24 protein-coding genes are annotated in these 21,733 nt (G+C 44.8%); 16 read left to right on the forward strand and 8 right to left on the reverse strand.

Annotation, left to right across the window (positions count from 1 at the left end):
* Positions 1-10: 10 nt before the first annotated feature.
* A complete protein-coding gene (locus tag R3D00_04750; protein ID MEZ4772471.1) occupies positions 11-427 on the forward strand; it encodes a BrxA/BrxB family bacilliredoxin in 417 nt (138 codons plus the stop codon).
* 96 nt (positions 428-523) lie between these two features.
* Here R3D00_04750 and R3D00_04755 read toward each other — a convergent pair whose 3' ends face one another.
* The 3 genes from R3D00_04755 to R3D00_04765 form a co-directional block, all read right to left on the reverse strand.
* Positions 524-739 (reverse strand): hypothetical protein, encoded by a 216-nt coding sequence (locus tag R3D00_04755; protein MEZ4772472.1) that lies wholly within the window; start codon positions 737-739, stop codon positions 524-526.
* A 155-nt stretch (positions 740-894) separates the two neighbouring features.
* Complete coding sequence (locus R3D00_04760) at positions 895-1,380, reverse strand: Panacea domain-containing protein (GenBank protein ID MEZ4772473.1); 486 nt, start codon at positions 1,378-1,380, stop codon at positions 895-897.
* Between the two features lie 123 nt (positions 1,381-1,503).
* On the reverse strand, positions 1,504-2,235 hold the full coding sequence (locus R3D00_04765) for an alpha/beta fold hydrolase (protein ID MEZ4772474.1): 732 nt from the start codon (positions 2,233-2,235) through the stop codon (positions 1,504-1,506).
* 225 nt (positions 2,236-2,460) lie between these two features.
* On the opposite strand from R3D00_04765, the gene R3D00_04770 reads away from it, so the two are divergent.
* On the forward strand, positions 2,461-3,261 hold the full coding sequence (locus tag R3D00_04770; GenBank protein MEZ4772475.1) for a 2-phosphosulfolactate phosphatase: 801 nt from the start codon (positions 2,461-2,463) through the stop codon (positions 3,259-3,261).
* A gap of 119 nt (positions 3,262-3,380) precedes the next feature.
* Here the strand turns inward: R3D00_04770 and R3D00_04775 are convergent, their stop codons facing one another.
* Positions 3,381-3,743 carry a hypothetical protein gene (locus R3D00_04775; protein MEZ4772476.1) on the reverse strand — a complete coding sequence of 121 codons (363 nt, stop codon included), beginning with the start codon at positions 3,741-3,743 and terminating at the stop codon, positions 3,381-3,383.
* 468 nt (positions 3,744-4,211) lie between these two features.
* Between R3D00_04775 and R3D00_04780 the strand changes: the two genes are divergently transcribed.
* Positions 4,212-5,729, forward strand: coding sequence for a PKD domain-containing protein (locus R3D00_04780; GenBank protein MEZ4772477.1), 1,518 nt, complete (start codon positions 4,212-4,214; stop codon positions 5,727-5,729).
* A 3-nt stretch (positions 5,730-5,732) separates the two neighbouring features.
* Here R3D00_04780 and R3D00_04785 read toward each other — a convergent pair whose 3' ends face one another.
* A complete protein-coding gene (locus R3D00_04785; GenBank protein MEZ4772478.1) occupies positions 5,733-7,286 on the reverse strand; it encodes a bifunctional GNAT family N-acetyltransferase/carbon-nitrogen hydrolase family protein in 1,554 nt (517 codons plus the stop codon).
* Positions 7,287-7,366: 80 nt separating this feature from the next.
* Between R3D00_04785 and R3D00_04790 the strand changes: the two genes are divergently transcribed.
* The 4 genes from R3D00_04790 (at position 7,367) to R3D00_04805 (ending at position 11,889) form a co-directional block, all read left to right on the forward strand.
* Positions 7,367-8,209, forward strand: coding sequence for a MoxR family ATPase (locus R3D00_04790; GenBank protein MEZ4772479.1), 843 nt, complete (start codon positions 7,367-7,369; stop codon positions 8,207-8,209).
* Between the two features lie 24 nt (positions 8,210-8,233).
* A complete protein-coding gene (locus R3D00_04795; GenBank protein ID MEZ4772480.1) occupies positions 8,234-9,457 on the forward strand; it encodes a VWA domain-containing protein in 1,224 nt (407 codons plus the stop codon).
* Positions 9,458-9,475: 18 nt separating this feature from the next.
* Positions 9,476-10,252 carry a patatin-like phospholipase family protein gene (locus R3D00_04800; GenBank protein MEZ4772481.1) on the forward strand — a complete coding sequence of 259 codons (777 nt, stop codon included), beginning with the start codon at positions 9,476-9,478 and terminating at the stop codon, positions 10,250-10,252.
* 89 nt (positions 10,253-10,341) lie between these two features.
* Positions 10,342-11,889 (forward strand): hydroxymethylglutaryl-CoA reductase, encoded by a 1,548-nt coding sequence (locus tag R3D00_04805; GenBank protein MEZ4772482.1) that lies wholly within the window; start codon positions 10,342-10,344, stop codon positions 11,887-11,889.
* 65 nt (positions 11,890-11,954) lie between these two features.
* Here the strand turns inward: R3D00_04805 and R3D00_04810 are convergent, their stop codons facing one another.
* Complete coding sequence (locus tag R3D00_04810; protein ID MEZ4772483.1) at positions 11,955-13,592, reverse strand: T9SS type A sorting domain-containing protein; 1,638 nt, start codon at positions 13,590-13,592, stop codon at positions 11,955-11,957.
* A gap of 284 nt (positions 13,593-13,876) precedes the next feature.
* Between R3D00_04810 and R3D00_04815 the strand changes: the two genes are divergently transcribed.
* Positions 13,877-14,455: a Crp/Fnr family transcriptional regulator gene (locus R3D00_04815; protein MEZ4772484.1), complete on the forward strand. Its 579-nt coding sequence runs from the start codon at positions 13,877-13,879 to the stop codon at positions 14,453-14,455.
* 2 nt (positions 14,456-14,457) lie between these two features.
* On the opposite strand, the gene R3D00_04820 is transcribed toward R3D00_04815, so the two are convergent.
* Positions 14,458-15,177, reverse strand: coding sequence for a DUF4386 domain-containing protein (locus tag R3D00_04820; GenBank protein ID MEZ4772485.1), 720 nt, complete (start codon positions 15,175-15,177; stop codon positions 14,458-14,460).
* A 121-nt stretch (positions 15,178-15,298) separates the two neighbouring features.
* On the opposite strand from R3D00_04820, the gene R3D00_04825 reads away from it, so the two are divergent.
* The 6 genes from R3D00_04825 (at position 15,299) to R3D00_04850 (ending at position 19,431) form a co-directional block, all read left to right on the forward strand.
* On the forward strand, positions 15,299-16,330 hold the full coding sequence (locus R3D00_04825; protein MEZ4772486.1) for an LLM class flavin-dependent oxidoreductase: 1,032 nt from the start codon (positions 15,299-15,301) through the stop codon (positions 16,328-16,330).
* A gap of 25 nt (positions 16,331-16,355) precedes the next feature.
* Positions 16,356-16,937: a YdeI family protein gene (locus R3D00_04830; GenBank protein ID MEZ4772487.1), complete on the forward strand. Its 582-nt coding sequence runs from the start codon at positions 16,356-16,358 to the stop codon at positions 16,935-16,937.
* Between the two features lie 83 nt (positions 16,938-17,020).
* Positions 17,021-17,794 (forward strand): SH3 domain-containing protein, encoded by a 774-nt coding sequence (locus R3D00_04835; protein ID MEZ4772488.1) that lies wholly within the window; start codon positions 17,021-17,023, stop codon positions 17,792-17,794.
* A gap of 70 nt (positions 17,795-17,864) precedes the next feature.
* A complete protein-coding gene (locus R3D00_04840; protein ID MEZ4772489.1) occupies positions 17,865-18,350 on the forward strand; it encodes a DUF1572 domain-containing protein in 486 nt (161 codons plus the stop codon).
* A 20-nt stretch (positions 18,351-18,370) separates the two neighbouring features.
* The gene (locus R3D00_04845) at positions 18,371-18,892 is read left to right on the forward strand and encodes a shikimate kinase (protein MEZ4772490.1); all 522 of its coding nucleotides are present in this window, start codon (positions 18,371-18,373) and stop codon (positions 18,890-18,892) included.
* Positions 18,893-18,939: 47 nt separating this feature from the next.
* Positions 18,940-19,431: an NUDIX domain-containing protein gene (locus R3D00_04850; GenBank protein ID MEZ4772491.1), complete on the forward strand. Its 492-nt coding sequence runs from the start codon at positions 18,940-18,942 to the stop codon at positions 19,429-19,431.
* Positions 19,432-19,449: 18 nt separating this feature from the next.
* Here the strand turns inward: R3D00_04850 and R3D00_04855 are convergent, their stop codons facing one another.
* Positions 19,450-19,860, reverse strand: a complete 411-nt coding sequence (locus R3D00_04855) for a hypothetical protein (protein MEZ4772492.1) — start codon at positions 19,858-19,860, stop codon at positions 19,450-19,452.
* 164 nt (positions 19,861-20,024) lie between these two features.
* Between R3D00_04855 and R3D00_04860 the strand changes: the two genes are divergently transcribed.
* The gene (locus tag R3D00_04860; GenBank protein ID MEZ4772493.1) at positions 20,025-21,047 is read left to right on the forward strand and encodes a histidine kinase; all 1,023 of its coding nucleotides are present in this window, start codon (positions 20,025-20,027) and stop codon (positions 21,045-21,047) included.
* Positions 21,040-21,729, forward strand: a complete 690-nt coding sequence (locus R3D00_04865; GenBank protein ID MEZ4772494.1) for a LytTR family DNA-binding domain-containing protein — start codon at positions 21,040-21,042, stop codon at positions 21,727-21,729. Before R3D00_04860 ends, R3D00_04865 begins: the two co-directional genes overlap by 8 nt.
* Positions 21,730-21,733: the final 4 nt, after the last annotated feature.

Consider the following 21,733-nt stretch of genomic DNA (forward strand, 5'->3'; position numbering starts at 1 on the left):
TAAATTATATATGTATCCTCTTGAATTAACTGCCCCTATGGCTGCGGAACTTGAGAATGTAGGTTTCGATTCTCTGAAGACTTCCGCTGACGTGGACCAGGTTCTGCGCAACACGGAGGGAACCGTCCTGCTGATGGTTAACTCTGTATGCGGATGTGCAGCCGGAGCTGCCCGTCCGGGTGTGATTTATTCACTGCAACATGAAACTACACCTGACAAGGTAGTTACGGTATTTGCCGGTGTAGATACTGAAGCTACCAAAAGAGCCAGAGAATATTTGCTGCCCTATCCGCCTTCTTCTCCTTGTGTAGCTTTGTTTAAGGATGGCGAACTGGTGCACATGATTGAGCGTCATCATATCGAAGGTCGTTCTGCAGCTATGATTGCAGCCAACCTGATGGCCGCTTATGATGAATTCTGCGCATAATTCGCAGTAAGACATATCATTGAATAAAAGTCCCTTTTCAGGGACTTTTGTTTTTGGGGGATATGCAGGTTAGCCGAAATTTTTAGAAAAAATCGACTACTCTTCCCAATCGTACGATAAAGTATCGCTTAAGATTTCTTCTGAAAGTGCAATCATGTTTCTGTATTCCCCGGCAGTCAAATCATCGAGATCACCTTTGAAGTAGATTCTGAGAAATACAATATGGTAAATCTCATCAATAACCTCGGCCTTGTAAATCAGTCGGTATCCACCACTTTTTCCGGCATTTAGCCCAGGAACCATGAGTCTCATCTTTCGTAATCCCGATTTACCAGGAATTAAAACTCCATAACCAGGGTTGAGTTTTAAAACTTTCTTTAATTCTAAGCAGGTCTCCAATACCTTATGTCTGGACTTTTTTGCATTTCTCCTTCCGGACCGCTCACAATGAAACCGTACATTCATGCTCATAGGCCATCAGGGTCTTCTTCACTGCCATATAACATGAGTGTATGTTCAAGTTTTTGGAGACTTTCAGCATAATGCCATGCGGGTTCCCGGTGGCTCAGTTCAGACAGATATGAGGCGGTTTGCTGTCCATAGTTTTGAAGGATTTCATCTATCAATGATATTTCTTCCAGAGAAAAAATATCATCCTGTATATCGATTTTAGCAATTATGCGATTGATACGAAATGTGTGATGGTTTTCCTGAATAACTTCAACCTCGCCATTTGTTCGCATTCGCTTAATTATTTTTTCTCCTTTACCGGGTACGGGACCATGTTCATATTTTATAAAATCTGAACCAGTTACAGAATTTCCCAAAACCCTTAATGCAGCTGCATCAATGAAATAAATGAGTTTCCAGAGTTTGGTTATCCCCAGATTATTTACAAAAGGACTATTCCCAATATAAAGAACAAGGGCTTTGAATTTGTCTTCGCGAAACATGGCTTTTTGCTTAATGTCTTATTTGTAAATATACGGAAATGGTTATCATTATCAATGAAAATCCCTCAAAGAGCCCTACCCCCAAATACCGATAACTCATATATTCTTCCTTATTAGGGGGCACTAGTTGATCGACAACACCTCCGCCAGCACCTCGTGATACAGTGGATATTCGCTGAGGTTTTTGTGTTTGCCGCCGTCTATAGTCACAAATCGTATCTGGTTGCCCAATAGCTTCTTAAATTTTTCTCCTTCCTTGTAGGGTACTGTCTCATCTGCTGTACCGTGGAAAATGGTAATGGGGACCGTTACCTGAAGGATGTATTTGTCTGACCGAAACTGATATTCCCACGGAATTTTGTCTCCGATATATGGCAGATAATGAAGCAATAGTTCCGCCAAATTGTAAAAAGGTGTCTCCAGAATCAACTTTGCAGCGGGCAACTCTGAAGCCAGTCGTGTAGCAATACCCGAACCCAGCGACCGACCGTAAATAATAATCTTTTCAGGGGAAAAATACTGTCTGGCAAATTCGTAAAATATTTTCCCATCGGCATGCAATGCAGCCTCCGAACGTTTACCTGTACTTTTCCCAAATCCCCTGTAATCAATCATCATCACATCGTAGTTCAGGCAAAGAAAATCATTCGCTACCTTCCCCCATCGGGAAAGATCATCGGCATTTCCATGAAAATAGAGAATAAGCCCCTTAGGGTCCGGCATCCGAAACCATAAACCATTTATTTCAGCTCCATCTTGAGCAGATAAAAAAAACTCTGAGAAGGGAGTCTGAAAGGAAAATGTATAGGTTCTGCTGAGTTTTGTAGGGTGGAAAAGAAAAAGTTCGAGAAACATAATCAAAGTAAAGATTTTTTTTTGATATCACTAGCGTAAACCGCGTCACTACCGGGGAGCGCTTTGCAAAAAATGCGGAGCAACAGGAATCCATGTATTGGTTATTTTATTTTGATTTTAGGAAATTCTATCCATTTTATTTTTGAAATTGATGCATAAAAGCCCCAATTTGTGCCCGGTTTCATGATGTTGGCTAAGTTTCCTTAGTAGTATTAACTTTGCGGAATGAAAATGAAAAAGTTTGTCCACGTATGCCTTACCCCCGCACTGATCGATCAGTTTGATCTTGCGGAAGCGAATGTCGTAGTGATTGACATTCTTCGCGCGACCACTACAATGTGTGTTGCTTTTGACCACGGAGCCGAGCTGATGGTTCCTGTCGAAGATATTGAGGAATGCCGCGCTTACAAAGACCTGGGATTTTTGATCGCAGGTGAAAGAAGCGGAGAGCAGGTCGAAGGTTTTGATTTTGGCAACTCGCCGTTTTCATATCCTCGTGAAGTAGTAGAAGGCAGAAAAATAGCCATCACGACTACCAATGGTACCCGTACAATCAAAGCAGCGCAGGAACGCGGCGCAAAGGAAATCCTGGCTGGGTCTTTTTGTAATATCAGTGCACTTACCCGCTGGTTGATCCGCGAAAATCGCCACGTATGTCTGATCTGCGCCGGATGGAGAGACCACGTAACGCTTGAAGATACGATTTTTGCAGGCGCGATGGTGCGCAAACTCCGTAACCATTTCCGTTTGTTTCAGGATACTGCAATTGTCGCTGAAACGCTTTTCCAGTCAGCCAATATTCGCAAACGGTACTTCTTCCGACACTCTTCCCACTATCATCGCCTGGTACATCTCAACCTTCAGGAAGAAGTAAAATATGCGATGCGCCGTGATACGCACCCGACCCTTCCTTTGATGATCGGAAACGAACTTCGCGATATCAGCCACTGTGGCCCGGATTACCAAGCCTATAAAGAAGAAATTCTTGCCTTACAACAGACGGCAAACCCCCAGGCCAGCAGATAATGTTGACACGGAGTTGGTTCTGCCAGGTGTTTTTATAAAAAAATCAGGCCATCCTGTAAGGGATAGCCTGATTGTTCATCTTTCGGGTCGAATTTCTTAAGGGGGAATATGATGGTGCTTTATTTGGAACTGGTTGTACCCCATTCTCCAGCCTTGATAAAGGAATAACGATTTACATTTGGACCTGCGTTATCCTTGTAGTCTGCAACCGTCGTTACCAGCAATGTCTCATTGGGTAAGTATTGCAGGAAAATACGATAGGTCGCAAAACCCTGTTCATAGTAAGCTTCAAAACCATTGGCAGTTTTAATTAGTTTAGATCTGCCCCAACTCCGGTCTCCAGTCTGAGAGTCCTCATAAGTAACAATAGAAAGCGATTGTCCGTCAATAAAAATCTTCGATATCAATGCCTTTGACAACATATTCTCCCAGGTCGCTGTTGGAACCTTCTGAGAATGTTGGGCACGAGCCGAGTGTGTCATGACAGACGGGAACAAACACAAAGTCATAGAAAGAGCCAGGAGGTGTAATAAATAAAACCTCATAGTAGCAAAAAAACGGTTGTAGTATCGCTAAAGAACGAAACTTGATTAAACAATCAACATAACAAATATAGGTGCGGCAGGATTGATGAGTAAATGTAAAAAAGTTTTCGCCTTACATTGTTCTTGATTAAATACGCGGTTATAAATAGCACATTTTCTGTTCTTATCGATGTACAAACGGTTTTTTTTATCATTCTAACTACGAAAATACTTATCTGGTAAACTTATTTTTGTAAAACCTTTCACGAAAAAGTATCATTTGATTTATGGAATGATTGTTCAATGAATTGGCTGATTACTGCATATCTATGTAATAAGGAAAAGATATTCCCTAAATGGCAGATAAGTTTTATCCAATTTTGTGAAAATTCTCTTATACTTGTACAGCACTTCTACCCGGGATTTATGATGCGTTCTATACTTGTGCTTTTCCTGACAATCATTTCGATCCCTTCATATGCGCAGTTATTCCCCCATCTGGTATTTCAGCGGTTTTATGATAATATCGGCGATGATTACCCCCGTAAACTGCTCCGGTCCAGCGACGGCAACATCCTGATTGGGGGAAATACAATTCTCACAGATTCAGCCAGCTTGGATTGTTCCAATATATGGATCATCAAAGTGGATACAACCGGTGAAATGCTGTGGGAACAGGAGATCACGATGAGTGGTTGTGAAGAACTGAGAGACATGGTGTCGAGTGACGACGGGGGAGTGATATTTACTGGTGTTACCAATTCGCTTATTCCGCACAAGGAAAAAGGAGATGAAGACTACTGGGGGGATTACTTTATCGGTAAAGTGGACAGTATGGGGGAGGTTGAATGGCTTCAAAGTTATGGTGGTAGCGACCTCGACCAGGCCAATTCTATTGTAAAGGGTTTTTACCGTGAGTTTGTAATTGCCGGTGGCTCGCACTCCCGCGATGGCGACGTCGGCCAAAATTACGGCATGAGCGATATATGGGCATTGAAAATTGATACCAAAGGTCAGCCTCGTTACTCAAAAGTTGTCGGAGGTATGAATAATGAATGGGCCAATGCTATGACTCTGTGTCAGGACGGTGATTATCTGTTGGCTGGGTATAGCAGTTCTCCTGATGAAAGTTACAGAAATCCAGGACTTTACGGCAATGGTTATCTCGTACGAATGGCTCAATCGGGCCCTGTCGTATGGCAAAAATCTTTCCCATGCCCACTGGGCGGGTACTTTTCCGCAGTAAAAGAGACCGATCAGGGTAAAATTGTAGTAGCCGGCACCCGCCGCACCAAGGAGGGAGGGCAGGATTTCTGGTATTTGCGGCTCAATCAGGATGGTTCTCTTATCAGCGAACATATTCTTCCCGGTCAGGAAAATGAGGTGCTTGAAGCATTGGTCATCTGCGATGACCGTGGTTTCCTCATGGGCGGATACTCTACCTTCCGATCAGGCAAAGGGCCTTATATCAAGGGTGGCGATGATTTCTGGCTTGTGCGAACTAATTCTTCCGGAAACATGGTATGGCGCAATACCTATGGTGGCACAATGGATGAGCGTTGCAGGGATGTGCTTGAATACCGCCCCGGCGTCTATTTTGCCATCGGAGAAAAGAAAAATCTATTCACCCGAAACCACAAAAGTGAAGACAATGATTTCTGGCTCCTGCGGATAGATGAGTATCCGACCGACTCCATTGCCGCTTCTATATATGTTCGCGCCGATGAAAATCGTATCAACCGCCTCGTGCCCACACGTTTCCGCGCACGCCACAAATATGGCGACCGCTTTTTCTGGGACTTTGGGGATGGTACTACTTCTACCGAAGAAAATCCGCTCAAAACCTACGATATCTCTGGTCTCTACGAAATAAAGCTGACAGTCTTCGCCAATGAAAACTGCCAGCAAACTGTTTACCTCGAAAAATATCTGGAGGTTTGGTGAATATCAGACTTCAACTCTGGTCTCTATTTTCTGATTCTTTTTGTGAACCAACTCGTAGATATCCTTGCGCCGATCTTTCAGATTGCGTACGCTTCCATAATTATTGAGCTCTTTCAGCAGATCAAGATCGACATCTGCCATAAGTGTCATCTCTGAATTAGGAGTAGCTTCTGCCGCAACGCCGTTGCTGGGAAAGGCAAAGTCTGCGGGCGTAAACACCGCTGATTGCGCAAACTGAATATCCATATTGCTGACTCTGGGCAAATTTCCGACACTGCCCGCTATGACAACATAACATTCATTTTCTATTGCACGGGCTCTCGCGCAATTGCTAACACGGGTATAACCATTTTGTGTGTCGGTCAGGAAGGGGACAAACAAGATCTGCATACCTTCATCTGCCAGAAGACGCGATAGCTCCGGAAACTCTACATCGTAACAAATCAGAATCCCTACTTTTCCACAATCCGTATCAAAAACCTGCAATTTGTTTCCGCCTACCATTCCCCATGAATATACTTCGTTGGGGGTGATATGCAGCTTTACATATTCTTCATAAGTGCCGTCTCTTTTGCAGAGGTACCCTGCATTGTACAGGCTGTCTCCCTTCATCAAAGGCATACTGCCGGTGATGATATTGATATTATAGGAAACGGCAAACTCCATAAACTTATCCCGCAGCGGCAGCGTAAATTCAGCGAGTTTCCGAATGGCTTCTGGAGGGTTCATGTTGTTAAATCCTGCCATCAATGGCGCATTAAACAATTCAGGGAACAGGATAAAATCACTCATATAACCCGAAACAGCGTCTACAAAAAACTCTACCTGCTCAAACAATGCTTCGAGTGTCGGAAAATGCCGCATCTGCCACTGCGCAAGCCCAACCCGTACGACAGTTTTGGGGGCATTGATCAAATGCGGAGTCGCTGAGTAATAAATATTGTTCCACTCCAAAAGCGTGGCAAACTCCCTGGACTCTTCATCACCAGGCAGATATCCTGTAATTAATTTTTTTACGTGAAAATCATTGGACATTTGAAACGTGAGTACCGGATCGTAAATCTCTTTGAGTTTTACCTTATCGATATATTCGCGGGGCGTGATTTTGTCTGCATATTCATTGTAGTTGGGAATTCGCCCGCCCGCTACAATTGCCCGGAGATTCAGCTGCTCACATAACTCTTTCCTCACGTCGTAAAGCCTCCTGCCAAGCCGCATTCCCCGAAATTCTGAATGAACAAAAACATCTATTCCATAGAGCGTATCCCCTTTGGGATTATGAGTCGAAAACGTATAGTTTCCTGTAATCTGTTGGTAAGTGTGATTGTCGCCAAAATCATCATATTTTACAATCAAAGAAAGCGCAGATGCGGCTACCTTGCCATCTACTACAACGCAAATCTGCCCTTCGGGAAATTTTTCAAGGAGTGTACGAATGTGAGATTCTTTCCAAAAAGATCCCTCCCAGTTCTTGTAGGCATCAATCATCGATGATTTGAGTGCTTCATAGTCTTCAATTACTAAGTGTCTTACTTCAATTTTTTGAAATTCATTCATAAAATAAGGGTGTCAAAATGTTTTTACAGAATATAAATGGGGTGAGATATTTTCATAAATATACGTAATTTAGAAATCAGATGAAATTCAAAGGAACAGACACATACGTAGCCACCCGTGAATTACAAATTGCGGTGAGTGCTGCTATTCACCTCGAAAAACCCCTGTTGGTAAAAGGTGAACCCGGTACAGGCAAGACATTACTTGCCCATGAAATTGCACGGGCATTGGGGAAACCTATTCTTACCTGGTATGTCAAATCTACCACTATCGCACAACAAGGGCTATACGAATACGATGCCGTATCCCGTCTCCGCGATTCCCAACTGGGTTCTGAAAAAGTCGAGGATATCACCCATTATATCAAAAAGGGGAAAATCTGGGAGGCTTTTGCCGCAGATGAGCAGGTCATCCTCCTGATTGATGAAATCGACAAGGCCGATATTGAGTTTCCCAACGACCTTTTGCTCGAACTCGACCGGATGGAGTTTTATTGTTATGAGCTACAGACGACGATTAAAGCCAAAAAACGCCCGATCGTCATCATTACTTCCAATAACGAGAAAGAGCTTCCAGATGCATTTTTGAGAAGGTGTTTTTTTCACTATATCAAATTTCCGGATGCCGCCACGATGAAACAGATCGTAGATGTTCACCACCCCAATCTCAATCAAAAGTTGCTGGACCGGGCGATGAAAATCTTCTACGATGTCCGCGAAATAAAAGGACTAAAGAAAAAACCTTCAACGAGTGAACTGATAGACTGGATAAAACTGTTGATTTTGGAGCGAATCAGTCTGAAAGATCTGGAAGAAGTAAATCTTCGGGAAAACCTTCCCCCAATGGCAGGAGCACTGATCAAAAATGAACAAGATTTTCAACTGATCGAACAACTGCGAAAGTGGGGAAAACAGGGGTATTAAACGGGTTTATCTAACGGTATTTTTATGTTTATCGACTTCTTCCTTTCTCTTCGGCAAAATGGGGTAACCACCTCCATCCGCGAATACCTCGACCTGCTGGAGGCACTCGATAAGAACATCGCGGGCGATGATCTGGAAGAATTTTATTACCTCGCACGAACCATACTGGTCAAACATGAAGGCCAACTTGACACTTTTGACGTCTTGTTTGGCAAATATTTCCACGGAAAAGACGGGATGAATGATGACTTCTGGGAAAAAGTACCCGAAGAATGGTTGCGTGCCGAACTGGAAAAAATCATAGACCCCGAAGACCTGAAAGCCATTGAGTCTCTCGGCGGGCTGGACGCGCTCCTTGAGCGGTTTAAACAGTTGATGGCAGCGCAGGATGAACGCCATGAAGGGGGTGAACAATGGATCGGCACAGGTGGACAATCGCCTTTCGGTGCTGAAGGATTTAACCCTGAAGGATTTCGGGTCGGGCCCAACAGCACAGGCCGCCGCAATGCCATCAAAGTCTGGGACAAAAGGCAGTATGCCAATCTCAACGATAAACTAGAACTCAACACCCGCAATATCAAAGTCCTGCTCAAGCGCCTGCGCGTGCTTACAAGGGAAGGCCATGCCGACCAACTTGACCTGAACGGCACCATCCGAAAAACCTCCGAAAATGCCGGTATGCTGGATATCCAGATGGTGCCTTCCCGCAAAAACCGGGTAAAAGTGTTATTGCTGCTCGATATCGGTGGTTCGATGGACGATCATGTGGAGATGTGTTCCCAGCTTTTTTCAGCTGCAAGACATGAGTTTAAACATCTTGAATACTACTATTTCCACAACTGCCTGTACGATTTTGTGTGGAAAGACAACCGGCGCAGACATGGAGAACGTATCCCCACCTGGCAATTGCTCCATACCTACAACAAAGACTATAAAGTGATATTTGTCGGAGATGCCGCCATGTCGCCGATTGAGATTATGTACAGAGGAGGAAGTGTAGAACACTGGAATGAAGAGCCCGGTATGATATGGCTTCAGCGCATGAAAGAGCAGTTTCCCTATATGGCCTGGATCAACCCTAATCCCGAATACGCATGGAACTATTACAAATCCACCGAGATTTTGCGAAAATTCACTGACTTTCGTATGTTTCCCATGACACTGGAGGGGATTCAACTGGCGATGAAATCCCTGAAAGACCTTCGGATCAGATACGGAAATGAAGGCAGTCTCCAGACCTATGAGTGATACAAGTAAGACACCTGAATGAAATCTATCGGAATTGTTCTCTCCGGCGGTGGCTACCGCGGCATCGCCCATATCGGCGTGCTTCGTGCCCTTCACGAATATAATATCGAACCTCATATTATCGCCGGTACCAGTGCCGGCGCAATCATAGGCGCTTTGTACGCTGCCGGATGCTCTACTTCCGATATGCTCCGGTTCTGGGAAGAAGAAGAAATTTTCCAGTTTAGCAGGTTTGCCTTCGGCAAACCCGGTCTCGTTGACACCGAAAAAATGATCGGATCCCTCGAAAAATATATTCCCGTACAATCATTCGAAGAACTTTCTAAAAAGCTGTTTGTCACTGCTACCGACGTGATTAATGCCAGATTAAACGTTTTTAGCACGGGCCCACTGATCAAACCCATCATTGCTTCTGCATCATTTCCCGTCATTTTTACCCCTACCGAAGTGAATGGCGAATTGTATCTCGATGGCGGGATTATGAACAATTTTCCGGTCGAGGCCATCAGAGATCGGAGCGATATGATTATTGGGGTGAATGTGAGCCCGTTGCGACAGGTTTCGCTCAAAGATATCGACGGTTTTCTCGAAATCTCTCAAAGGGTTTTTGAGCTTGGGTCAGATACCACTACCCAGTCAAAAATTCCGATGTGTGATGTCTATATCTGTCCGCAGGAACTCAGCGAATACGGAACATTTGAAACCGGGAAAATTGAGAAAATATTCGAAATCGGCTATTATGCTACGCTTGAACAGATCGACATCATTCATGAAAGGATAAATAGCAATGGGTAATCTGCTTTATACATTTGTAAAAGTGGATGAAATGCTTAATTTAATGTGTTAGACAAACCCTGTCGTCCCACCCTTAACCCAAATTATATATGTTAGTTCCCAGTTTGCTGCTAAAGCAATTGTACACTTTCGGCAGTCTGAAAAATGCAGAATCCGGTGTTCAGTTTTCGATGAAAAATCGACTGAGCGATGCGACGATTACTTCACTGACGAGCTTGACAATTGGTGAAACAGACGTCCCTTTAAATAAAGTTGCTGTTGTGCTGTCAGACGGCAGGACGCTTGCTCCGTCCGATATTTCTAAAAATACGCCTATCAATTTTCCGCTGCGGGAAGTGATGGACGTTATTGCCGATATTCCCCATTTGCCCGAAGGAAAACACAAAATCGAAATAGGTTTCGAAGCCAAGCCGTTTGGAAAACTTAAGCTGAAAGTCGAAGGCGGAATTACGATCAAAGAACACCGGGCTATCGTCATCCCCCGAAGCAAAACCGATGACTACGACGAGGAGATCATCAAAATCCGCCAAAAATTTGTGGAGGATTATACCGGCAAAAACCTGGAGCATATCTCTCAGTACTCATTTGACCCGCATATTACTGCCGGCAATTGTGAGCATTTTATCGGCGTAGCCCAGGTACCCATTGGCCTGGCTGGCCCCCTTACCATACAGGGAGAGCATGCGGTCGGTGATTTCCTCATTCCTATGGCCACCGCCGAAGGTACACTGGTTGCCTCCTACAACCGGGGTATGAAGCTCATAAATGCCTGTGGTGGCGTGAAATGCAGCGTAGTCGATGATGTCATGCAGCGCGCTCCTGTATTTGTCATGGAGGATGCGCGTGCCGCAAGAGAATTTGTCAAATGGGTGCAGGCCAATTTTAAAGAAATTGCCGGACACGCAGAATCCACTACCTCTATTGGTAAACTTTCCTATATCGATCCTTATCTGGCAAGCAAATTTGCTTACCTTCGGTTTAACTTTACCACAGGTGATGCCGCCGGGCAAAATATGGTGGGCCGCGCTACTTTTGCCGCTTGTAGCTGGATTCTCGACCACTACAAAGAGTACCGGATTGCCCATTTCTATCTGGAATCCAACCTCGCCACTGACAAAAAAGCCTCTCAGGTCAATGTCATGCATACAAGGGGGAAACGGGTAACCGCAGAATGTGTGATCAAACGCGATGTGCTCGAACAGTTTATGCGGGTAGATACCAAAACGCTCGCCTATCATGCCGGTGTTGCAAATGTGGGCGCGATTCTTTCGGGTGCCAACAACAACGGCCTCCATTCGGCCAATGGTATCACTGCTATGTTTATCGCTACCGGGCAGGACGTGGCCAACGTTTCCGAATCTTCAGCGGGTATTGCCTATACTGAGCTTACGCCCGAAAATGATTTGTATTTCTCCGTTACCATTCCCTCTCTGATCGTAGCCACTTACGGCGGCGGTACGGGACTCGCCACGCAAAAGGAATGTCTGGAACTCCTCGGCTGTTACGGGCGCGGGAAGGTGCACAAGTTTGCAGAAATCGTTGCCGGTGTAGTCCTCGCAGGCGAACTTTCGCTGGCTTCTGCAATTTCTTCCTCTGACTGGGTTTCCAGCCACGAACAATACGGAAGAAACCGATAAAAAAATAGCCAGGGCATCATACTCTGGCTATTAAAATAAGGTCGGTATACAATTATTGGGAAAACTTACTTTCGGATAAATTTTTTCCGAACCAACCGGTCGCCGGATCTGATCTCTGCGGAATAAAACCCGGAGGCCAGGCCGGCGATAGTTATTTCCATCGTGTTTGTTCCCACAGGAAATCGCGCTTTGCCGGCTACTCTGCCCTGAAGGTCAAAAACCGTTATCTCCAGTGGCGCGTCAACCGGTTCTGTGAGTGAAATAAATAACTGATCATCAGCCGGGTTCGGGTAAATTGATACGCCTGCCAGTAATGATTCAGGGAATATACCATTTACGGGAGACAGCGTATCGTAGCAATTGTAATTCTGCGCCAAATAGTGATTTTGTGCTTCCACAATCCGGCTTTTCATCAGGCTGAGACTGGTGAGGTTGGTGCCGGTTTTATCTCTGGCCCAAATAAATCCCACATCCAGGCAGAGGGAAGTATGCGGCAAAAGATCAAAAGGGCCGTGAGACATGAGTCCTCGGCGGTCTGCGCCATTGGGCTGTCCGGCATCTGCGGCCACCCAGCCGGTACCAGTTACCGGATCCCCGGGAAACATATAAGTCGTAAATGGATTGGGCAATGCCGGGTTATACCCTGTTCCTCCAACACTCATGGGTTTGTTATCTTTCCAAACGCCCTGCATATACTGATAGTAATGCGCAGGGAGTGAAGGATTGCCAGTTACAGAAAAATCATTGTCGTAATAGACAAAAGCGGTCATTGGCTGATTGAGAAAAAGCGTAGCCACAGAAGGCGGTCCCGACCCGTATCCATAGTTCCCGGCCATATCATTGTTGGTTGCATTGTAGCCAAAGGATGCATTCAGGATGGTATCACAACCTACCTGGTCGTCACCGAAAACGCCAATATCGTAATCTACCCAAAGGCCGAGATAAGTATTGGTAAACGTTGTGTTCCGGCGGTTGAAAATGCTGTAGTGGACGAAAATGCTCTGATGCAGGGCCGGAAATACCAATGTATCAAAGGCATATACGAGGCCGTGAATTTCTACTCCCAGTTTGTCTCCACCTGATTCAGTATGTATTGACCTGTCGTCATTGATTATAAAAAATATGGCCTGATCTCCTCTGATTTTGGGATAATCTCCGGCAGCAGGTGTATAGACAAGGTCATGGTTTACATCTTCAAAAGGCGCGAGAAAAGGCGCTTCGCCATTACTTGTGTCACCGTGGGCCGGCCAGTTTTCGATAACTTCGGGCATGACATAACCCAGTGTATTCCAGTTCGCTTTATGCAAGTCAATAGTAGTCTGATCGATTTTCCAGAGTCGATGGTAGTGTGCGTCGTAAGTACTGTCATAAACATTGGCCAGAGGCCCCGCAAAAAAATCGTCACCGCTTTGTCCATAAGTTTGCGCAGCCAGCCGGAGGTTGTCATTGTCGTCAAACGCGCCTATCCAGAGATTTCCCCGGTAGAGAGAATGTAAGCCTGAACCTTTTGGCACTTCAAAAGAAGCATTTCCGTCAGGACCGTAGAAAAGACTGCCAGCAGAACTGATGCCTGTACGAATATCATTGACATCCAATGTATCAACCGTTTGGGAAAGTAGACCGGGAGTTAATCCCCCGGTCATTAAAATCAAGAAAAGAAGCACTCTCTCATTTGACAGAATCGCATTAACTACTTTCTTCATAATAAGCACAGTATATGCATACAGTTTTGGGTCGACAAGTTAAATATGGAAAATATTCTCTTACAGTCAGGATACACTTGTCTGGCTGTATTACGCAGCTATAAATAATCCCGTCACCCGTAAAAATTAGTTTTCCTGCGAAAACTTCCCTGAAGCGCAGTTTTTCCTGACAAATGATGGGCTGAGTTACGCGGGGGGAATGAAACTTGGCAGCTATTTGTATATTTATGACAAAATACAAAATACGCTCTGGCAGCCCTATCCACACCACTAACCCCAAGATCATGCTGGAAACTTTATTAGCCTTCGTTTCCAAATTCCCCCAATTCAGTGACGAAGAGGTGAAGCTTATTGTGGAAAATCTTGTGGTTGAGGAATATAAAAAAGGAACCATCCTGCTCAAAGAAGGAGAAGTTTCGACCCAATGTTACTTTATCCTCAAGGGCTGCATCAGGCAGTATTTTCAAATGGAAGACGACGAGAAAACCACTGCCTTTTTTACTGAAGAGCAAGCGGTTGTTTCTTTTGCGAGCTATTCTGCCCAGATTCCGGCCAATCACTACTTCGCCTGCGTCGAAGATTGTACGGTGATCGTCGGCGACTTTGAAAAGGAGAAGGAGATGTATCAAAAATTTCCCCAACTCCAGGCCCTTACGCGCACGATGATGGAGCAGGATTTTGGGCGGACGCAGGAAAATTTTGCCACATTCATTACTTCTTCTCCCGAAGAGCGGTATCGTCATTTATTGGAAAAACGCCCCGAACTGCTTCATCGTGTACCCCTGCATCAGATCGCAAGTTATCTGGGCATCACGCCTGAATCGTTGAGCAGAATCAGGAAAAGATTGGCCGCAAAGGGCTGATTTTATGTTTCAGCAATCTTCGGCTTCCCTCCTCTGATCAGAAGCCATATCGCAAACCCCAATTCTCCGACAGCCATAGGCAGACTGAGAATCATTTCCGCTGTTTTTACGCCTGCATAGGCGGGCAAAAGCAGAAAGCCAAGGTGAACAATGAGATAACTTCCCCCGGCAATGACCAGCAAAATCCCCAGAAACCGGGGAATGAAACCCGACCGGAGTGCCAGATAACCCAACCCCAGGAGGTGTAATCCAAAAACAATAAGCCCGAGAGACCATATGCCGCTAAATCCATTGACAAACATCAAAATCATCGAGTTTTGCTGCCCGGTATCAAATACCTGCAAATAGTTTTCACCCCTGGTGAGCAGCAATACAAAAACAAAATTCAACAATCCGGCTCCCAGAAACACCACATATACCAGTCTGAGCCATGCAGTAAGCAGGGAAATACTTTGATTTATGGTTTTGAGAAATTGATATAATGCCCAGGCTACCAGTATATCCAGAATCAGCACGATCAGCCATCCAAAGATACCTGCTCGGAAAAGTGAAAGGGAAGCCCTGATATTTTGCGCGGTTGTTTCTGCATCTTCAGGTACCACCAAACCCTGAAAAACGAAACCAAAAGCAAATCCGGCAGTTATAGCCATGACAACCAGTGAAACCCCGGCTATAATGGCGGTTTTTCGTTGGGAGAAATCGGAAATAAGTCCTGTGTTCATAAGAATAGTTTTTATCTGCAGGACAAAACTACCCGGGCACAACGATTATTCCATTGACTTAAGGTAAGTAATACTATCTTCATAGACTCAAAAATCCATGTTGCGCGTAAAATGAATATATATGGAAATAGGAATTGACAGCTTTGCGGCCGTACCGTTAGATGACGACAATAACCCCTCGATCAGTAGCACGCAGGCATTGGCCGAGTTGCTTGAAAGGATCGAATATGCAGATGAGATGGGGCTGGACCTCTTCGGAATAGGCGAACACTACCGGAAAGAATTTCTTGACTCTGCGCCTGCCATGATTCTCGCTGCGGCAGCGGCGCGCACGAAACGAATCCGTCTGACAAGTGCAGTTACTGTACTGAGCGCGGCTGACCCTGTGCGTGCCTTTCAAAACTTCGCCACGCTGGACCTGATTTCGCAGGGGCGGGCTGAGATGGTTGTTGGGCGCGGTTCATTTATTGAGTCTTTTCCGCTGTTTGGCTTGAATCTCAACGATTACGATGAGCTGTTTACCGAAAAGTTGGGTCTTTTGCTGGCGATCCGGGACAACGAATCGGTCACCTGGTCGGGGAGATTTCGCCCCGCACTCAAAAATCAGGCGATATACCCTCGTCCGATGCAGGATCCCCTGCCGATATGGCTGGGCGTAGGAGGTACACCGGCTTCATTTGCGCGGGCGGGTACACTGGGGCTGCCGTTGATGGTGGCGATCATTGGCGGAGAGACCCATCGGTTTCGGCCGTTGATTGACTATTATCGTCAGGCAGGTGAAAGAGCAGGGTTTGCCCCGGAGCAGTTGAAAGTCGGCATTCACTCGCTCGGATATGTGGCATCCAGTACAGAGGAAGCAGTTGAAAACTATTACCCTGGCTATGCCGAAACTTTTACCAGAATCGGAAGAGAAAGAGGCTGGCCACCGGTAACCCGGCAAGGATTTTACGCCCAAAACGGGCCTTTGGGCGCGTTGGTCGTGGGAAGCCCCAAAGACGTAGCCGAAAAAATATTGCGGCACAGCAAAGCCCTGGGCGGTATTTCGCGTTTTACTTTTCAGATGGACAATGCAGGCCTTTCGCATGAACAGCTAAAACAATCCATCGGGTTGATTGGCAGGGAAGTCGCGCCATTGGTAGCCGCGGGTCAGTAATTCAACTAAACAACTACAGATTAGTATGAACCCTAAAGTTGATTTTTTTTTCAATAAAGCCACGAAGTGGCGGGAAGAATATGAGAAATTGAGAATGATTGTTCTTGACTGCGGGCTGACTGAAGAATTGAAGTGGGGGGTGCCTTGTTACACGTTTCAAAATAGTAACGTTGTCCTGATCCATGGATTTAAAGAATATTGTGCGTTTCTATTTCATAAAGGTGCTCTGCTGAATGATTCAGAGGGCATCCTGATTCAGCAAACGGAAAACGTACAGGCTGCCCGCCAGATTCGATTCACCAATATAGAGGAAATAACGGAAATGGAACCCATCCTGAAAGCTTATATCTTTGAAGCCATTGAAGTGGAAAGAGCGGGTTTGAAAGTGGCATTTACAAAGCATACAGAAATTGTATTTCCGGAAGAATTTCAAAGTAAACTGGACGCAGACCCTGTATTAAAAACTGCTTTTGAAGCCTTGACACCGGGCCGCCAGAAAGCCTACAATCTCTATTTTTCTGCCCCCAAACAATCCAAAACCCGGGAGGCAAGGGTTGAAAAATGTATTCCCCAAATCCTCGATGGGAAGGGGCTGAATGATCAATAGATCAGCGCCGGGTTTCATGATTGCGAATTCGAAGGTTTTTGGAGAGATTGCATCAACCGTGCAATTGTATAACAATCAGGTTCATGAAAACGAAGCTGTTTCTCTTAACCATAAGCGCCATTTTCAATATTTTCCTGTTGAGAGGTGCGGACAACTACCAGGTTGGAAGTGAGTTGTATGTTTGGGCAAAATCTGGGTTAAATATTCGCGAAATACCAGACATATCAGGTAAAAAAATAGGCAAACTGAATCTGGGTGAATGGGTAAAGGTCATTTCAATTTCCAATAAAAAATCAGACATCCAGGTGATTGCTCCGCGCCCTGACTTATTCAGTACGAATATTTATCAGGATTCGGGGGCGACAGCACCCTATTATTTGACAGGCCGTTGGATTGAGGTAAGAAGTGAAAAATTTAAGGGTTTTGTTGTCGATATGTATCTGTTAAAATACCCACCACCTTCAACGGAACTCACAATGATCGATTATATCAAAACACTGGCCAGCGAGCCATGTACAATTGATACGAGCTGGGTAGATGAGGATTCGGGCTCTGATAAAAAATATTTTGATTATAAATCAAACGCCGATACCGGATTTGGATTTAGCGGGCACAATTTTATGGAAAGTGTAGGGCAAACTGTTCGTATCCCGGACATGACAGTTGAGGAAGGGTTTGTTTTTTGTAATTTTTTCTATCCACTGGAGGATGCTGAAAGAGCGAAATCAAAAGATACTCCGTTGAAATTAATGGGTTATGAAAAGGATAATTTGTGGATGATGCAAAGTGATATATGTGAAATAGGGATTTCAATAGAAGAAAATCATCTTTATATATACATGGGTTGTTCCTGTTAACGGAAGTTTAGTTTTTAGCCTGTTTGAAGTCATTTTTCCAACCATATTTTGTAAAGTGAAATCTTTATCAATGCAAACTACAACACAACTTGCCAATCGGTTTAGGGAAGTTATCTTAAACGGAACATGGATTGCAAACACAAATTTTAAAGCACAGTTGTCGGACATAAACTGGCAGCAGGCTATCCAAAAAGTCGGGGCGTTGAATACCCTGGCCGCCCTTACCTTTCATATTCACTACTACATTGCCGGTATATTGAATGTGCTCAAAGGCGGCTCGCTGGATATCCGGGATAAATACAGCTTTGATCTTCCGCCCATTCTTTCACAGGATGACTGGGAGACGCTGCTGGACACCCTCTGGGCCGACGCCGAAATGTTTGCCCAACTGGTAGAAACGATGCCCGGAGAAAAATTGTCTGAAGCGTTTGTGGACGAAAAATATGGAGACTACCTGAGGAATATTGAAGGGATGATCGAACATTGCTACTACCATTTGGGGCAGGTGGTCTTGATTAAGAAAATGATTACAGAAGGGAAAAACTATAATCAATAAAGCCCGATGTGCCACATGAAATGCAAAAAATCAATGTAATCGGGACGAGCGGTTCCGGTAAATCTACATTTGCCAAACGGTTATCACACAAACTACAAATTCCCTATATTGAAATGGACGCCATTTTCTGGGGAAAAGATTGGGCCATGCCAACCGATGAAGTGTTTTTTGAAAATGTAAAGGCGGCTCTGGATAAAGAAAGTTGCTGGGTACTCGACGGCAATTATTCCCGAACTGCACCGATCAAATGGAAAGATGCTGATACCATCATCTGGATAGATTTTAGTTTTGGCCGCACGCTATATCAGGCGGTGAAACGGGCATTTTCAAGAGCCATAAGTCAGGAGGAATTGTGGCCGGGAACGGGAAACCGGGAGAGTTTTAAGAATCTGTTTTCAAAAGATTCAATCGTGCTATGGACGCTAAAAACCTATTGGCAGAATAAAGCCAGATATTCAAAAATAACGTATGGCATTGAATATGAACATATTACATTTGTCCGCTTGAGAAGTCCGAAGGAATGTGAAAGATTTTTGGGGTAAACATTTATTTTGCTGTTATATTCCTTCAAATCAAAAAGATATACCTTATGGAATTATGGGACGTGCTGGATGAAAATCGCCAGAAAACAGGAAAAACAATCGTTCGGGGTGAAGCGCTCAATCCCAATGAATATCATCTCGTAGTATTTGCATTTATCAGAAACTCACAGGGAAAATTTATCATCTCCAAACGAACCCCCAATAAAACATCTCCGAACAAATGGGAGGTAACCGGTGGTTCTGCACTCGCCGGAGATGATAGTATAACAGCCGTAAAAAGAGAAGTAAAAGAAGAGTTGGGGATTGATTTAACCGATGAAGGCGTACTTATCAGAAGCGTAAAACACAATAGCGAATGTTCTTATTTCTCTGACATATGGCTATTTGAGGAAGACATAGATATGGAGGCGATTGTATGCCAGCCGGAAGAAGTAAGTGAAGCCAGGTTGGCTACGAAAGAAGAGATTTATTCCCTGGTAAAGGAGGATCAATTTGTCGCAGAAAACCCGGCTGTTGTAGGATGTCTGGCTTTTCTCTGAAAAGGTGCAATTTCGCCTTCACACAACTGTGAAAGTCCCTGCTCTCACGTCCACTGAATATCCTTCCGGCTCATGGGCTTTGACTTTTTCGAAGTAAAAGCTGTCGCCTTTTTTCAGGGTTTTTAAGGCGGCCTGTACTTCAGCGCTCAGCAAAGGTGATTTGCCGCTAAATGAGAGGATTTTCCCGTCTTTCCTCACGTTCAGGGTAAACTGATAGATTTTTGACCCTGCAGCGCATCCGGTTACGCTCAGCTCTTTGTGGCTGACAATCTCTGCCACGGCGATTTCACCGCTGTGTTTTCCTGCAAATGTCAGGTATGCGCCGCCGGCAATACTGTCGTCGGTCAGCGTTGTTGTTCCTGTAAATGCACTCATCAGTAAAAATACCGGAAGGGCCAGAATCAGGTTCATTACCATGTTTTTTTTCATATCTGTTTGGATTAAAAGATTTGTTGTTGGGTTGAATATAGTCTGCGGAAACGGGGACTGGTGACTTAATAGACCAACGACCATTTGCCGTAGAGGAAGAGCCGGAAATCCTGCCGGAAAATGGCGAACTTGGGCAAAGGCATTTTTACCATTTAACCCAACCCATGCAACGGCACAAAGAAATCATCATTCATTTTTTATTATGGACAGCTTATGTCTTGTCAGAATACCTGGCAAATACTGTACACGTACCGTGGGATCAGCGAATGGAATTTCTTCAAATGACGATTTATACGCTGCCTTTACTGATGATTCCGACGTATTTTATTACACTTTTTGCCGTACCGCGCTATCTGCAACGAGGGAAAACCGGATGGTTTGTATTGATTGTGCTGGCGGTAGCTTTTGCAGTATTTTTTTCACGCCTGCGGCTTACCGAACTGATTGTATACCTTCGGGAAGATATTTATTTCCGGATGCCTGCTTCCAAAATTGTGAAGAACGTGATTCGGGATTATTCGCTGATTGCGCTGGCGGTTTGTCTGTACATCATCGGAGACTGGCGAAAAAAAGAAAAAATCAACGCCCAACTGATCAAAGCCAAAGCAGATGCTGAAATTCAGTTGCTGAAGGCTCAACTCCACCCGCATTTTTTATTCAACACCCTTAATAATATCTACAGCCTGGCTCTCAGCAACTCTGATCTGGTGGCGGACAGCATATTGCGCCTTACCGAATTACTTGACTATCTGGTATATTGGGCAAACAAGGAGACTGTTCCCCTGTCGCGGGAAGTTCAACTGATTCACAACTACCTCGAACTGGAGCGGCTGCGGTACGGAGAGCATCTGGAAATAGTGTTTGACCTGAATGTACAAAATGAATCTTTGCTGGTTTCACCGTTGATCCTTTTGCCTTTTGTGGAGAATTGTTTCAAACACGGAGGAAGGGGGAAAAACGGGCGGTTTGAGGTCAATATGCAGTTGAATGTAGCAGAAAAGCTGGTTTTTTACATCCGCAACAGCAAACGAGATTCAAAAAAACAGGAAACCGGGAATGGTGGGGTAGGGTTGGAGAATATTCGCAAAAGGCTGGTGCTCATTTATCCCGGGCGGCATCGGTTGGAAATAAAGGAAGACGAAAGGTTTTTTTCGGTAAAATTTGAACTGGAATTGAAAGATGAATAAATACAACTGTGTGATTCTCGACGACGAACCGCTGGCGCTGGATGTGATTGAAAAATATCTGTCCGGATTTGAGCAGTTTACGGTCATGGGGAAATTTTCCGACCCGGTGGAGGCCTACCCGAAGATCAAAGTGATTTGCCCCGACCTATTGTTTCTCGACATCGAAATGCCAGGCCTCACAGGACTGGAGCTGATTGAAGCCATGCAGGAAAAACCGGAAGTGATCATCACCACGGCTTACCGCGAATATGCAGTGGAAGGATTTGAATTGAATGTACTGGACTATCTGGTCAAACCGATTCCTTTCAAAAGATTTGTGCAGGCGATTGATAAATTTATACAGAAAAAAGAGTCAACGAAACCAGCTTCTGAGTCTGTCGAAAACCGTTTCATCTTTGTCAGGGCTGACCGAAAAACAATGCGGATAGCGCTGGACGAAATCCTGTATATCGAGGGCGTGAAGGATTATGTAAAAATTGTGATGAAGGACCGGAAGATTATGACCAAAGAATCAGTCGGCAATTTTATGACACATCTACCCGCAGACAGATTTCTGCGGGTACATAGGTCATTTATTGTTGCCAGAGACAAAATCACAGCCTATACGGCCCATGACATTGAGATTGGCGAAGAAGAAATCCCCATCGGGCGGATGTATAAGGGGATATTGAACGAGGAGTGAACGC

Source organism: Bacteroidia bacterium, from assembly GCA_041391665.1.
GTDB lineage: Bacteria > Bacteroidota > Bacteroidia > J057 > J057 > JAGQVA01.